At 39.9% G+C, this 14,113-nt stretch carries 13 protein-coding genes; 9 read left to right on the plus strand and 4 right to left on the minus strand.

Features of this window, described 5'->3' with window-relative positions; translation table 11 throughout:
• Positions 1-20 precede the first annotated feature (20 nt).
• The 5 genes from nirB to IF202_RS04215 all read left to right on the plus strand — a co-directional run bounded on the left by nirB (position 21) and on the right by IF202_RS04215 (position 7,487).
• Positions 21-2,579, plus strand: coding sequence for a nitrite reductase large subunit NirB (gene nirB, locus IF202_RS04195; protein ID WP_191593599.1), 2,559 nt, complete (start codon positions 21-23; stop codon positions 2,577-2,579).
• 4 nt (positions 2,580-2,583) lie between these two features.
• Positions 2,584-2,916: a nitrite reductase small subunit NirD gene (nirD, locus tag IF202_RS04200; protein WP_191593600.1), complete on the plus strand. Its 333-nt coding sequence runs from the start codon at positions 2,584-2,586 to the stop codon at positions 2,914-2,916.
• Positions 2,917-3,205: 289 nt separating this feature from the next.
• On the plus strand, positions 3,206-5,893 hold the full coding sequence (locus IF202_RS04205; RefSeq protein ID WP_191593601.1) for a nitrate reductase: 2,688 nt from the start codon (positions 3,206-3,208) through the stop codon (positions 5,891-5,893).
• Entirely contained in the window at positions 5,890-6,891 is a 1,002-nt protein-coding gene (locus IF202_RS04210) for a glycosyl transferase family protein (protein ID WP_191593602.1), read from the plus strand. Before IF202_RS04205 ends, IF202_RS04210 begins: the two co-directional genes overlap by 4 nt.
• A 20-nt stretch (positions 6,892-6,911) precedes the next feature.
• Positions 6,912-7,487 carry a molybdenum cofactor guanylyltransferase gene (locus tag IF202_RS04215; protein WP_191593603.1) on the plus strand — a complete coding sequence of 192 codons (576 nt, stop codon included), beginning with the start codon at positions 6,912-6,914 and terminating at the stop codon, positions 7,485-7,487.
• A 32-nt stretch (positions 7,488-7,519) separates the two neighbouring features.
• On the opposite strand, the gene IF202_RS04220 is transcribed toward IF202_RS04215, so the two are convergent.
• From IF202_RS04220 to purM, 3 genes are read right to left on the minus strand one after another with little or no spacing between them, the layout of a single operon-like run.
• Positions 7,520-8,248, minus strand: coding sequence for a DUF3108 domain-containing protein (locus IF202_RS04220; RefSeq protein ID WP_191593604.1), 729 nt, complete (start codon positions 8,246-8,248; stop codon positions 7,520-7,522).
• A gap of 20 nt (positions 8,249-8,268) precedes the next feature.
• On the minus strand, positions 8,269-8,910 hold the full coding sequence (purN, locus tag IF202_RS04225) for a phosphoribosylglycinamide formyltransferase (protein WP_191593605.1): 642 nt from the start codon (positions 8,908-8,910) through the stop codon (positions 8,269-8,271).
• Entirely contained in the window at positions 8,907-9,965 is a 1,059-nt protein-coding gene (gene purM / locus IF202_RS04230; RefSeq protein ID WP_191593606.1) for a phosphoribosylformylglycinamidine cyclo-ligase, read from the minus strand. The genes purN and purM overlap by 4 nt, the downstream gene beginning before the upstream one ends.
• A gap of 116 nt (positions 9,966-10,081) precedes the next feature.
• Here purM and IF202_RS04235 point away from each other — a divergent pair, with 116 nt between their 5' ends.
• Both IF202_RS04235 and IF202_RS04240 read left to right on the plus strand, forming a co-directional pair.
• Complete coding sequence (locus IF202_RS04235) at positions 10,082-11,167, plus strand: DUF2066 domain-containing protein (RefSeq protein ID WP_191593607.1); 1,086 nt, start codon at positions 10,082-10,084, stop codon at positions 11,165-11,167.
• Entirely contained in the window at positions 11,168-11,398 is a 231-nt protein-coding gene (locus tag IF202_RS04240) for a hypothetical protein (protein ID WP_191593608.1), read from the plus strand. It abuts the gene before it with no gap.
• A gap of 138 nt (positions 11,399-11,536) precedes the next feature.
• Here IF202_RS04240 and gltA read toward each other — a convergent pair whose 3' ends face one another.
• On the minus strand, positions 11,537-12,820 hold the full coding sequence (gene gltA, locus IF202_RS04245) for a citrate synthase (RefSeq protein ID WP_191593609.1): 1,284 nt from the start codon (positions 12,818-12,820) through the stop codon (positions 11,537-11,539).
• Between the two features lie 571 nt (positions 12,821-13,391).
• Here gltA and sdhC point away from each other — a divergent pair.
• Together sdhC and sdhD are read left to right on the plus strand one after the other, a co-directional pair.
• Complete coding sequence (sdhC, locus tag IF202_RS04250; RefSeq protein ID WP_191593610.1) at positions 13,392-13,769, plus strand: succinate dehydrogenase, cytochrome b556 subunit; 378 nt, start codon at positions 13,392-13,394, stop codon at positions 13,767-13,769.
• Positions 13,763-14,110 carry a succinate dehydrogenase, hydrophobic membrane anchor protein gene (gene sdhD / locus IF202_RS04255; RefSeq protein WP_191593611.1) on the plus strand — a complete coding sequence of 116 codons (348 nt, stop codon included), beginning with the start codon at positions 13,763-13,765 and terminating at the stop codon, positions 14,108-14,110. Before sdhC ends, sdhD begins: the two co-directional genes overlap by 7 nt.
• Positions 14,111-14,113 lie beyond the last annotated feature (3 nt).

Here is a 14,113-nt window from a genome sequence, read left to right on the forward strand (position 1 = left end):
AATGAAAGCAGGAAAATACGATGACTTCTATTAAACCTCTGTCAACAAATAAACCACACCTTGTAGTCGTTGGTAATGGCATGGTTGGACACCATTTTGTCGAGCAAATTATTGAACAAGGTGGTCATGAAAACTTTCATATCACTGTATTTGGTGAGGAGCCGAATTTAGCCTATGACCGAGTGCATCTAAGTGAGTACTTTACGGGTAAGGGTGCGGCCGATTTGGCCATGACTGACGGTACTTTATATGATGATAATGGCGTTTGTTATTTTACGAATAGTTTAGTCACTGAAATCAATCGTGATGACAAAACCTTACTTTTACAAGATGGCCGGACGTTATCCTATGACAAGCTTGTGTTGGCTACAGGCTCTTATCCTTTTGTTCCTCCTATTCCTGGTCATAAGCGCGACAATACATTCGTTTATCGTACGTTGGAAGACTTGGATGCTATTCGAAACTGTGCCAAAACAGTGACACGAGGAACGGTTGTTGGTGGTGGTTTACTAGGTCTAGAAGCGGCCAACGCGCTGAAAAATCTTGGATTAGAAACCAGTGTGGTTGAGTTTGCACCGCGTTTAATGCCAGTTCAGCTCGATGAGAAGGGTGGTAGTGTTCTTAAAGGTATGATTGAAGGTATAGATGTAAAGGTTTATACCGATACGGCAACCAAAGAAATTATAGACGGTGAAGATGCATTTCATCGCATGAATTTTGCAGATGGAACCTATCTTGAAACTGATTTGATTTTATTCTCTGCAGGTATACGTCCTCAGGATGCTTTGGCAAAACAATCTGGCTTAGCCATGGGAGAGCGAGGCGGTATTACGATTAACAATCACTGTCAGACGAGTGATGATGCTATTTACTCTATTGGTGAATGTGCCTTATGGAATAATATGATCTTCGGTTTGGTTGCACCAGGTTACACAATGGCAAAAGCCGCTGTGGGTCATTTATTAGATGACGTTACCGTGTCTTTTACCGGTTCAGACATGAGTACAAAACTTAAATTACTAGGTTGTGATGTAGGTTCTGTCGGCGATGCTCATGCTAAAACGCAAGGCTCTAAAGTTTTTGTTTATCAAGATGAGATTAGTCAAAGCTACCGTAAAATGGTGGTCTCTGAAGACGGTAAAAAATTATTAGGTGCTGTACTGGTTGGTGACAATAGTTATTACGATACCTTATTGCAATATTACCTGAACGCAATAGATTTACCTGAGCAAGCGCAGTCATTGATTTTACCTGCAATGGATGGTGCTCCTGTAGGCTTGGGTGTTGACGCTTTGCCAGCCACTGCTTCAATTTGTAGTTGTCATAATGTTTCCAAGCAAGATATTAGCGATGCTGTTTGTAATGGTGCCTTATCGGTTGGTGATGTAAAAGGTGTGACAAAAGCAGGAACTGGCTGTGGTGGTTGTGCTGCTTTGTTAAAGAAAGTTGTTGATAACGAATTACTTGCTTTGGGTGTAGAGGTTAGCACTGATATCTGTGAACATTTCGCTTATACACGCCAAGATTTATACAACCTAGTAAAAATTGAAGAAATTAAAAGCTTTGATGCTTTGTTGAAAAAGCATGGTAAGGGGCACGGTTGTGAAATATGTAAGCCTGCAGTTGGCTCTATCTTGGCCAGTGTATGGAATGATTATGTATTGAAGAAAGAGCACATCAGCCTTCAAGATACTAATGATAGATTTTTAGCAAACATGCAAAAAGACGGAACTTACTCAATTGTCCCTCGCATTCCGGGTGGAGAAATTACAGCAGAAAGGCTGATCGTAATGGGTGAGGTGGCTAAAGAGTATAATCTTTATACCAAGATTACTGGTGGTCAGCGTATTGATTTGTTTGGCGCAACCTTAGCGCAGTTACCAGAAATCTGGGAAAAGTTAATTGCTGCTGGTTTTGAAACGGGTCAGGCTTACGGTAAATCATTACGTACGGTGAAGTCTTGTGTGGGTAGTACTTGGTGTCGTTATGGTGTCAACGATAGTATGAAAATGGCGATTGATCTTGAGAACCGTTACAAGGGGTTACGTTCACCTCATAAAATAAAATTTGCAGTGTCTGGTTGTACTCGTGAGTGTGCTGAAGCGCAAAGTAAAGACATTGGTGTGATTGCAACAGAGGGAGGTTGGAATCTTTATGTTTGTGGCAATGGTGGTATGAAGCCCCGTCATGGTGATTTATTTGCAACAGATCTTGATGATGAAACCTTAGTGAAATATATCGACCGCGTTTTAATGTTTTACACGAAAACAGCAGATCGTTTACAACGTACATCTGTTTGGATGGATGGTTTAGAGGGTGGCTTAGAGTACCTAAAAGATGTAGTGATCAAGGATAAGCTTGGTTTATGTGACGAATTAGAAGAAGGTATGAGTCATATTGTTGATACCTTCCAGTGTGAGTGGAAAACGACGTTAGAAGATCCAGAGGCACTTAAAACCTTCCGCCAATTTGTGAATTATGAAGGTGCTGATAAAAATGTGGTTTTTGTTGAGGAGCGTGATCAAGTGCGTCCAGCAACTGATTTAGAAAAACAGCAACTAATAGCTAAGGTAGGTTAATAAGATGACAACACAATGGACATTGGTTTGTAAACAGGCTGATCTTGTTGCCAACGCTGGCGTTGCTGCTATGGTAAATAACGAACAAGTGGCACTTTTTTATCTGCCAGAATCGGAGAATAAAGTATTCGCAATTGCTAACTGGGATCCTATTGGTAAAGCTAATGTTTTGTCGAGAGGGTTAACTGCCCACCTTCAAGGTGAATGGGTTGTCGCTAGTCCTTTATATAAACAGCATTATATTTTGTCTTCTGGTGAGTGTTTAGAGGAGGATATTTGTCTTCCACATTGGAAAGCAAAGTTAGATGGTGATGACGTTTACATTGCTGAACATTAAACTCCTTGCACTTTTTTAGTGCTTAGGGCTTTTTTTTAGCTATTTTGATGAATGAGTTATATACATTTCTGACTTTAACTTATTGATATATATAAAAAAATAAAATTTACTGATTAGGTTTTGTAATTGGCTCAAATATTGCTTTTTATTATAGAACTGATGCACCGTAGGCCGACGATGGTTTGCACATAAAGCAGTCAGATATTACAAAAGGCAACGAGGCCCAACCGCTTTTCTAGGAAAGTGGTTGGGCCTTTTTTTGTTTTAAAAACAGTTTGAAGGAAAACCCATGACAGCGACCATTACAAAGACTACTTGCCCATATTGTGGTGTAGGGTGTGGCGTAAACGTGACTGTTCCAAATATTGATTCAGGTCTAAGTTTAGACAATATTCCGCCTGTGTCTGGTGATCTTGATCATCCTGCTAATTTTGGTCGTCTTTGTGTCAAAGGAAGCAGTCTTGCTCAAACTCTTCAATCTGATGATAGATTGCTGGTTCCTACAGTAAAAGGAGAGGCTGTTTCATGGGAATCGGCAGTTGATACTGTTAGTGAAAAAATAGCTCAAGTCGTGAAAGATCATGGTCCGGATGCATTTGCCTTTTATCTTTCTGGGCAGATTTTGACAGAAGATTATTATGTGGCCAACAAACTAGCAAAGGGTTTTATAGGTACGGCGAACGTAGATACAAATTCTCGGCTGTGTATGGCGTCTGCAGTTGTTGGTTATAAACGTGCGTTTGGCTCTGATACCGTACCTTGTAATTATGAAGACTTAGAGTTATGTGATTTATTGATTATGGTAGGCTCAAATGCCGCTTGGACACACCCTATCCTATATCAAAGAATTGTAGCTGCAAAAAAACAACGACCAAACATGAAAGTCGTGGTTATTGATCCTAGAGAAACGGCGACTTGTGATATTGCAGATTTGCATTTGGCAATTAGGCCTGGAAGTGATGCTGCTGTTTTTTCTTTTCTATTGCAGCATTCCGTTGATGTCGGTGTGCTTGATAGTGCATTTATCTCTCGTCATACCAATGGGTTTAAAGAGGCTCTAAATCAAGCAACAGAATCGACACCAACTTTGTCTTCTGTGGCAAATTTTTGTGATATTAGTGAGCAAGACTTATTGCTATTAGCGAGCTGGTGGGCAAAAACAGAAAAAACGGTATCTTTTTATTCACAAGGTGTAAATCAGTCTGCGTCTGGTGTCGATAAATGTAATGCGATTATTAACTGTCATTTGGCAACAGGACGAATCGGAAAAGAAGGTGCTGGACCTTTTTCTATTACTGGTCAACCAAATGCAATGGGTGGACGAGAAGTGGGAGGTTTAGCGAATCAATTAGCTGCGCATATGGACTTTGCGACTCCGGGTGCTCAAGAATTGGTTCAGCGTTTTTGGCAAGCACCAAATATGGCTACGGAAAATGGTTTAAAAGCCGTCGACTTATTTCAAGCAATGGAAGAGGGTAAAATTAAAGTTGTTTGGATTATGTCGACCAATCCGATGGTTAGTATGCCAGATACAGCACAAGTTAGACGAGCTCTAGAAAAATGTGAGTTAGTTATTGTGAGTGATTGCAAAGCTCATACGGACACAACGGCAATGGCTGATGTACTTTTTCCTGCAACCGGTTGGAGTGAGAAAGACGGCACAGTCACAAATTCTGAGCGTCGAATATCACGTCAGCGTGGCTTACTGCCAGCACCAGGTGAAGCCAAGCATGATTGGTGGGTAATTTGTAAAGTGGCGAAGTGTTTAGGTTATCAATCAGCGTTTTCTTATCGTAATGTTCATGAGATTTTTGCCGAGCATGCGGGCTTATCTGAATTTGAAAATAGTGGTAAACGAGATTTTGATATTGGACATTTTAGTCGAATCACCAAAGAAGAATACGATGCACTCATACCAGTACAATGGCCGGTTCCTAAAGGTCGACCAGAAGGTACGAAGCGAATGTTTGAAGATGCTCGCTTTTTTACGCCAGATAATCGTGCAAGATTTATTCCAATCACTCCGACTTTGCCTATTCATCAAGCAACACCTGAGTGGCCATTCACCTTAAACACAGGAAGAGTGCGAGACCAATGGCACACAATGACAAGAACAGGTGACGCTGCATTGCTGACGAAGCATACGGATCAGCCTTATGTGGAAGTACATCCAAAAGACGCAAAGCGTCTTGAAATTAGTGACAAATCACTTGTACGTTTAACTTCTCCCTATGGTGAAGCATTATTAAAAGCAAAAATCAGTCGTGCAGTATCTCCGGGTAATGTTTTTACGCCGATACATTGGACACTACAATTTGCAAATGCAGCAGTGGTATCGAATCTTATTCCTCAAGTAGCAGACCCTTTGTCTGGGCAGCCAGAATCCAAGCATGCACAAGTTAAGCTTGAAGCGGTTAAGAATATTGCTTATGGTGTCGTAATTTCTGCAGAACCACTTCAAACCTTAGATTTTACCTATTGGTGTCGCGTACCATCTGAACAAGGTTATCATTATGAAGTTGTGTGGTCAGAGTGCGAGAATGTAGCCTCTATTCAAGCAATGTTGGAAGGCTCAATACAATCACAAGGAGAGTGGTTAGAATATACGAATCCTAAGACGCATCAGATTAGATTGGCTCAGATAGTTAATCAAAGACTTGTATCGGTTTCATATTTACACCCAGCGCCTGAGTCAATTTCTTGTGATTGGTTAGAATCAAAACTCATGAACAAAGAAGCGTTATCTGATTTGGACCGTATGGCAATTCTAGTCGGCTTACCTGCTAACGTTGAAGATAAGGGCGCTATTGTTTGTTCTTGCTTTCAAATAGGTACGAAGCAAATTGAAAAAGCTATTAAAGAAGGCGTTTGTTCAGTTGAGGCATTAGGGAGTCGGTTAAAATGTGGTACCAATTGCGGCTCTTGTCTACCTGAATTAAAACACTTTATACCTATTAAAACGGAGCTTTCAGCATGAGTAATGCTTTTACAAAGTATGTCAAAATATTAGGCCGAGGGAAAAAGGGGTCGCGTACTTTAACGACAGAAGAAGCAGATCATGCTATGTCTCTCATCCTGTCTGGACAGGTTGAGTCTGAGCAATTAGGCGCCTTTTGGATGCTGATTCGTATCCGTGAAGAAACAATTGATGAAACAGTTGGTTTTACAGAGGCAACACGTCAATTTTTATCAGAGAAAGAGGTGTTGGGACTCGAAATCGACCTCGATTGGCCTGCTTACGCTGGTAAGCGTAATGAATTACCTTGGTTTTTATTGGCCGCATTAGCGCTAGCAGATAGTGGTGTTAAAGTTGTTATGCATGGCCATGTATTTAAAGGCGAGGAAAGAATTTTTGTTGAAGAAGCCATTCGTGCTTTGGATTTACCTATCTGCCATTCATGTATGGAAATAAAGGAAAATATCACTCAGAAAAATTTTGCGTATATACCTTTACAAGACATTGACTCCCAATTAAGTGACATGATGGACTTGAAGTACACACTTGGATTGCGCTCACCTGTTAATACTGTAGTTCGTATGATGAATCCATTTGTTGCCTCTCACAGTGTTCATGGCGTGTTTCATACGGGTTACGATATTTTGCATATATCCGCTAGTGAGCAATTGAATGATCCTTCAGTGCTTGTTTTCCGAGGAGGTAATGGCGAGGCTGAAGTAAATCCAGAGAGGGATGTTACCTTATGGAAATGGAAACATGGTGTTGCAAGCTGGACGAGTTGGCCAAAAGCGGAAAAAGAACACAAACGACTGAAACATCATTTAGATCTTTCTAGGCTGTCGGACCATTGGAGTGGTAAGCAAATAGATCAATTTGGTGAGCAAGCAGTACGACAAACTATTGCCTCAGTTGCCGGACTTATTCATGATGTTGTTTCCCATGATGAGTGTTTAGTTTTGGCGGATCAAATTTGGACTAATCGTGATCGAAACTGGCTATCTGAACCCATTGGTTAAGTTTATGTAAGAGGGTTGTTATGGAATTTACCTCTCTATCTGGTGTGGTACTAGCTGGTGGTAAAAGTGAGCGAATGGGGCACCAAGATAAAGGTTTATTGCTATTTAAAAATGAGCCAATGGCACTTCAGGTTAGTCAAGCTTTTAAAAGCGTTACTGATTATGTTTTTATAAATGCCAACAGAAATATTGAACAATATTCTGCATTAGGCTTTGATGTCTTTTCTGATGTTGAGGGGTATTCAGAGAAAGGGCCGCTCTCTGGTTTGTTTGCGAGTCTGAATTATGTCTCTGCATCTCATCTAGTGGTATCACCATGTGACACACCTTGTATTAGTGGGGCGGCTTTTTTAGAACTTCAGATGATGAGTAAAGAGTTTCCAGATAAAATCCATTACCTAAAAAGTACTTCGGGGAGTCATCCTCTGCACGCAATTCTTCCTGTGGCATCTAGTCTATTAGCACTGAAGATGTTTCTTGATCAAACGGGGCGAAATAGTGTGATGGCATTTTATGAGGCTTTTGGGTGTCAAGAGGTGTTGTGGAGTAAAGACTCTGAGCTTTTAAATGTAAATACACCCAATTACCTAAAATAGTAGAACCTAATTTGGCACATTATTATTGTCTGTTATTTAAGAGAATCTATGTCTAGGCGGTAAGACTCACCATCTTCTTTATGTTCAAGTTTGACTAGCAAGTAGTCAAATTTTGGAACAAACCAAAAAGAGGTTCTTTTGCCTTTGTCTAAATTGTCAGTACGAATGACCTTTATAGCGGATACTTTTCCTAGGTTTGTATTAATACTTTCCATGCTCTCGCGTCTGAAACTCCAATTTTTAATGTATCCGCCATCAGCGATTTGATAATTAAAGTCGTTTTTACCTAGTTTTAGGTCCTGTCTAACTTGTAGTTGAAAAGACAACTTGTCGAGTGTGTTTGAATTGATAGCTAGGTTCCATGGTTTGTTTTTTACATCATTACGAACCAGTTTTTTATCCCAATTGAAGGTAAGTGTTGCTGTTTTTTTCTTGCCAAGAACCGTGCTTCTGTAGGTGTATTTGGTGGGGATTATGTGGTTGTTTTCTACGTAAAAGATCGAACGTTCATCAAGTGAAGCGATCATACTGTCTGCTGAAAAAACGAATTCCCAGAGATTATTGTCTTTTTTAGATAGGGTTTGTTTGCCTTCTACCTTTAGACTAATACCTTTTTTCCAAACTGTACTGTATACGGCTGTGTAGGGGGCTAGAAAGGCATCTGATGTAGTTTCTGTTGCGGCATCAGCAGAAAAAGAAAGCATAGATGTTACACCCATTAAAATACCAATTGTTGATATCAAAAAATCACGAGTGCCCATACCTTCTCCTTTTTATACTATTAATTATAAAGAATGCCGCTTTCCGGTAGCGCCTTTCCATTTAAAGTGACGGTTCCATTGCGAAATGTTAACTGCTCTTCACTAAACCACTTTACTGCAAGAGGGTAAATTACATGCTCTAGAGAATGAATTTTTGCGGCCAAAGTATCAACTGTTTCATTGGTTTCTATGTCTGTACTTGCTTGAACAATTACTGCGCCAGAATCTAGTTCTGAACTCACAAAATGCACAGAAACACCGTGTTCTTTTTCACCCGCATCAATAGCCCTTTGGTGGGTATCCAAACCTTTATATTTAGGCAGTAAAGACGGATGAATGTTCAGCATTCTTCCATCATAATGTTTTGTAAAGGCTTCGGTTAAAATTCGCATGAAACCTGCTAGAACAACAAGTTTGGGTTTGTATATATCTATGGTTTCTTGAAGCTTGGCATCAAAGGCTTCACGACCATCAAATGATCTGTGATCAAGGGCGTGGGTCGGTATACCTGCTTTTTTTGCACGTTCCAACCCATAAGCATCTGCTTTGTTACTGATAACTGCGCAGATGTTTATATTGAGCTGTCCTTGCAAGCTTTGATCGATCAAAGCTTGCAAGTTGCTGCCGCTGCCAGATATTAAGACAACGATAGGGAAGCTCATGCTTGCGACTCTAAATCAGAGATAAGTACTTCTTTTCCATTGTTACGGTCGCATACTTCACCGATAACCCAAGCGTTTTCACCTTCTGCTTTTAAAATTGCTAAGGCTTCTTCTGCTTTGTCAGCATCAATTGCTAATACCATACCAACACCACAGTTTAATACGCGGTACATTTCTTCTTGCTCTACGTTACCTTGCTCTTGTAGCCAATCGAAAACAGCAGGGCGTTTCCAACTTGTTGCATCGATACGAGCTGCAGCGCTTTCAGGTAATACACGAGGAATATTTTCAAGTAAACCACCACCTGTAATATGAGAGAGCGCATTAACAGAAATGTTTTCCATCAATTTAAGGATAGATTTGACATAGATGCGTGTAGGTTCCATTAATGCATCTTTTAGCGCAACGCCATCAATAACTTGATTTAGATCGGCTTTGCTTACCTCTAAGATCTTACGGATTAGAGAATAACCATTTGAATGAGGGCCAGATGATCCAAGTGCGATGAGGGTGTCGCCTGCTTTTACATTTGTGCCATCAATTATGTCATCTTCTTCTACAACACCAACGCAGAAACCAGCTAGGTCATAATCGCCGTCGTGATACATGCCTGGCATTTCTGCCGTTTCACCACCAACGAGAGCGCAGCCAGCTTGTAAGCAGCCTTCACCAATACCAGTAACTACATTTGCAGCAACATCTATATCTAGTTTCCCTGTTGCGTAGTAATCAAGGAATAGCAAGGGTTCTGCGCCAGCCACAATAAGGTCATTTACACACATAGCAACAAGATCGATGCCGATTGTGTCGTGTTGATTTAAATCCATAGCGAGACGTAATTTAGTTCCTACACCGTCTGTGCCAGAAACGAGGATGGGTTTTTTATATTTTGTTGGTAGACGTGTCAGAGCTCCAAATCCACCCAATCCCCCCATAACTTCTGGACGGCGAGTTTTTTTGCTTACGCCTTTAATACGCTCAACAAGTTGATTGCCAGCGTTAATATCTACACCTGCGTCTTTATAACTAATTGATGGTTTATCTGACTTGGTCATTGCCTATGCCTTATCATGGTACGAGGAAAAAAAAGCATTTTAGCATAGTGACACATTAGGGCTATGGTTCTTTGTGATTAAGACAGTAGAATAGGCAAATAAACGAAGGAAGGGCTATGAATTCTCGTATATTTTTACTACTTATTAGTGTTTTTTGCATTACATCTGTTAATGCAGCTCCAGTGAAAGGGCTTTACGGCTCAGAAATTAACTTACCTGTTACTCAGTCTGAAGAGAAAATGTTGACAGAGGCATTTTATTTGGCAGCGAAAGAGGTTTTGATAAAGGTCTCGGGCAACAAAAGTGCTATTGATGATGGGGTGTTGAAACAAGTTAGGCAGAAGTCGTCTACTTGGGTTGCCCAGCATTCTATTGATTCATTAAGTGAGCTGTTACCTTTAGAGGGTGAATTGGTTCCTGGTAAAAAAATCAAAGTGACTTTTTATCAAGAATCAATAGATGGTTTCCTCTCAAAAAATAACTTACCTGTGTGGGGTGAAAACCGCCCATCGGTATTGATTTGGTTGGTAAATGAAAGTAATGGGGTTAGATCCTTATCTGGTTCTAAGGCGCCAACTGAAATACTCAATCAATTTGCGGTAGCGGCAAACTCTGTCGGTGTACCAATTTATGCGCCATTATTAGATGATGTAGATAAAAGTAATATTACAACAGGGGATGTGTGGGGTTTTTTTGAAGACAGAATTATAAGTGCTAGTCAGCGTTATCAAACTGATGCTATCGCGGCCTTAAAAGTCAGTAACTACGCTGATGATTTTAGTGGTAATTTATTGGTCTTATTGAAAAATGGTGAAACAGAGAGATTCGCATTAAGTGGTGAAACTCTAAAAGGAGTCATTGATCAAGCCAGTTCGAGTCTAGCTAAAGCGTTTTCTTCAAGGTATGCCTCTGTTCGGAATAATAATTCTGCTAGTAAATTGGATATTCAAATTTCAGGTGTAACTAGTTACAGCATTATGAAAAAAGCCCAGTCTTATCTGGAAAGTATCGGTGTGGTTCGACGGGTTAGCTTGATTCAAGTAGATGGTGAACGAGTCGAGTTTTCGGTTGAAATTGATGGTGATAAACAGAAATTGTTTAATAGTATTTCGTTAAGTCGTTTGCTGGTAAATGCACCATTGAATGCACTAGACCCTGATGCTAATAGGGTGACTTCTTATCAATATAGTGGGGTTCAATAAATGACAGACGAATTAAATGATAAGGTAACTGAGCGTGACTTTTTCGCTCGTTCAGAAGAAGAGCAAAAAGATTTTTTATTACAGACTTGGTGTAATCACTGTATGGAAGTGGATTTAGGCATGAAAAATCCTAAGGAATTCGAAATGCCAGAGCGTGTATGGATTGAAGGTGAGTGTTTAAAATGTGGTCAATCTACTATTACTGAAATAGTAGAAGAAGATGAAGCGTAAGTCCTTATCTTGGCTGTTCTTTATTTGAAGTAGGCTTCATTGCGTCGAAATAGGAGCTTAGGTAAACGCTAAAATATAAAAAAAACCGCACGGCATATTTATTATGCAGTGCGGTTTTTTGTAGCTAAAAGGGTTACTTTACTTGTCTGTAGGGTAATCTCTTTCAGGTTGACCTACATATAACTGACGTGGGCGTCCGATTTTATATGGTCCTGTAATCATTTCATTCCAATGTGAGATCCAACCAATAGTACGAGACATAGCAAAAATCACTGTGAACATACTTGTTGGAATGCCAATGGCTTTCATAATAATGCCTGAGTAGAAGTCTACATTTGGATAAAGCTTGCGCTCTACGAAATAAGGGTCCTCTAAAGCAATTTGTTCAAGGCGCTTAGCTATTTTAAGAAGAGGGTCATTTGACATGCCTAGTTCTTCTAAGACTTGATCGCAAGTCTCTCGCATTACTTTTGCGCGTGGATCAAAGTTTTTGTAAACGCGATGCCCAAAGCCCATTAGACGGAATGGATCATTTTTGTCTTTTGCTTTTGCAATAAACTCATCGATGTTTTTAACATCACCAATCTCTTCCAACATGGTTAACACTGCTTCGTTAGCGCCACCATGAGCCGGTCCCCAAAGTGTTGCTATACCAGCTGCAATACATGCAAATGGATTTGCACCAGAGGAGCCTGCTAAGCGTACTGTGGATGTTGATGCATTTTGTTCGTGATCTGCATGTAATACAAAGATGCGATCCATTGCTTTAGCAAAAACAGGGTTAACTACATAATCTTCACATGGTGTTGCAAACATCATATATAAGAAATTTTCTGCATAAGATAGGTCGTTACGTGGGTACATAACTGGCTGATCTTTCGAATATTTATAGCAAATAGAAGCAAGGGTTGGCATTTTTGAAATTAGGCGAAATGCTGCAATCTCACGATGCTTAGGGTTGTTAATGTCCATATCATCTTGATAAAAAGCTGATAGAGCACCAACTAGGCCACACATGATCGCCATTGGATGGGCATCATTACGGAAACCATCAATGAACTTATGCATAGATTGGTTAACCATGGTGTGCTTGCCAACCATAGCGTCAAATTCTTTTTTCTGCTGTTTGTCTGGAAGCTCACCATAAAGTAATAAGTAGCATGTTTCTAAGTAATCAGAATGTTCCGCTAATTGAGCGATAGGGTAGCCGCGATGCAATAGAATGCCTGCGTCGCCATCTATATAGGTAATGGATGATTCACATGAGCCAGTAGACATAAAGCCTGGGTCATAGGTGAATACACCGTTGGAACCTAGCGTACGGACGTCGATTACGTCTGTACCTAAAGTACCGGTTAGAACAGGAAGTTCGATAATTTTATCGATTCCGTCCACTTTAAGTGTCGCTTTTTTATCAGCCATTTATGATCTCCTTCGTATTCTTTTTCGAGGCTAGAAAGTCTTAAAGTGACTAGCTTGACCCAGAAGGTGCGAGAAAAGTACTGTTTCTACACTATAAAAGTCAATCTTGTTCACTTACACACTGTTTACATTCTGCTAAGTTATTTTGTAATTATCTGACAAAACAACAAGGTAAGGTGATTATGCCTTTAAGTTAGGTTTTACTTAACTTTATGAAATATATGTGTATTTTTGTATTTCTGGCAGTTTTAAGTTATGTAATTAAGTACCATTATTGTTTCCGCTTATGGCAACATTCATTTGCTGAATGGCGACCATTGAAAACCTCTAGTCTAGTCTATTTGTCTTAGTATTTTTCACTGGTCTATAATTGCGCTCTCGATGATCCCATTGTTTTGCTGATGCGTACTAATAAAAGAGAGTCGCTTTTATAAAGTCGTTTGCAAAGTAATGGGATTCTCAAAGTAGGTCTATTGAGTATGTTAATTATCACTAAACTGAACGGTGGTTATTGAACATGTTAATATTAGGTCGTGATTGATCATTCAATCGTTAAGGTGGTGTAAAAATCGTGAATAAAAAAAGACCAGTCAATCTTGATATTTCGACGATATCAATGCCAGTAACAGCTTTAGTGTCTATTCTTCATCGTGTAACGGGAATCATACTCTTTGTTGGTTTGGCTTTCTTGTTTTATGCGTTTGATCTTTCTTTGTCTTCACAGAAGGGGTTTGATCAAGTAGTTAATACACTGCAAACCAATTTTCTAGCGAAATTTGTTATTTGGGGTGTCGTTTCTGCATTGATGTACCATCTTGTTGCAGGTGTTAAGCATTTGCTTATGGATTTGGGGCATTTTGAAGAGTTGGAAAGTGGGCGCATTGCAGCGATAGTCAATATTGTTCTTGCCGCTGTTTTGATTGTGTTAGCAGGGGTGTGGATATGGTAACTCAAATTACAAGTTTCGGTCGTTCAGGTCTTTATGATTGGATGATGCAGCGTATGTCTGCACTTGTATTGTCTTTATACACAGTATTCATTATCGGTTACTTGTTGCTAAATCCTGATCTCACGTATACCCAGTGGAACGCTTTATTTGAAGCGACATGGATGCGTGTGTTTAGTTTGATGGTGCTCTTGTCTATCGGTGTTCATTCTTGGATTGGTTTGTGGTCTATCTCAACAGATTATATTAAAGCAACTGGTCCACGTTTTTTCTTTCAATCTGTATGCGGCCTTGCGATGTTTGTTTATATCGTATGGGGTGTTCAGGTTATTTGGGGGCTATAAGTA

Source organism: Marinomonas colpomeniae, assembly GCF_014803385.1.
GTDB lineage: Bacteria > Pseudomonadota > Gammaproteobacteria > Pseudomonadales > Marinomonadaceae > Marinomonas > Marinomonas colpomeniae.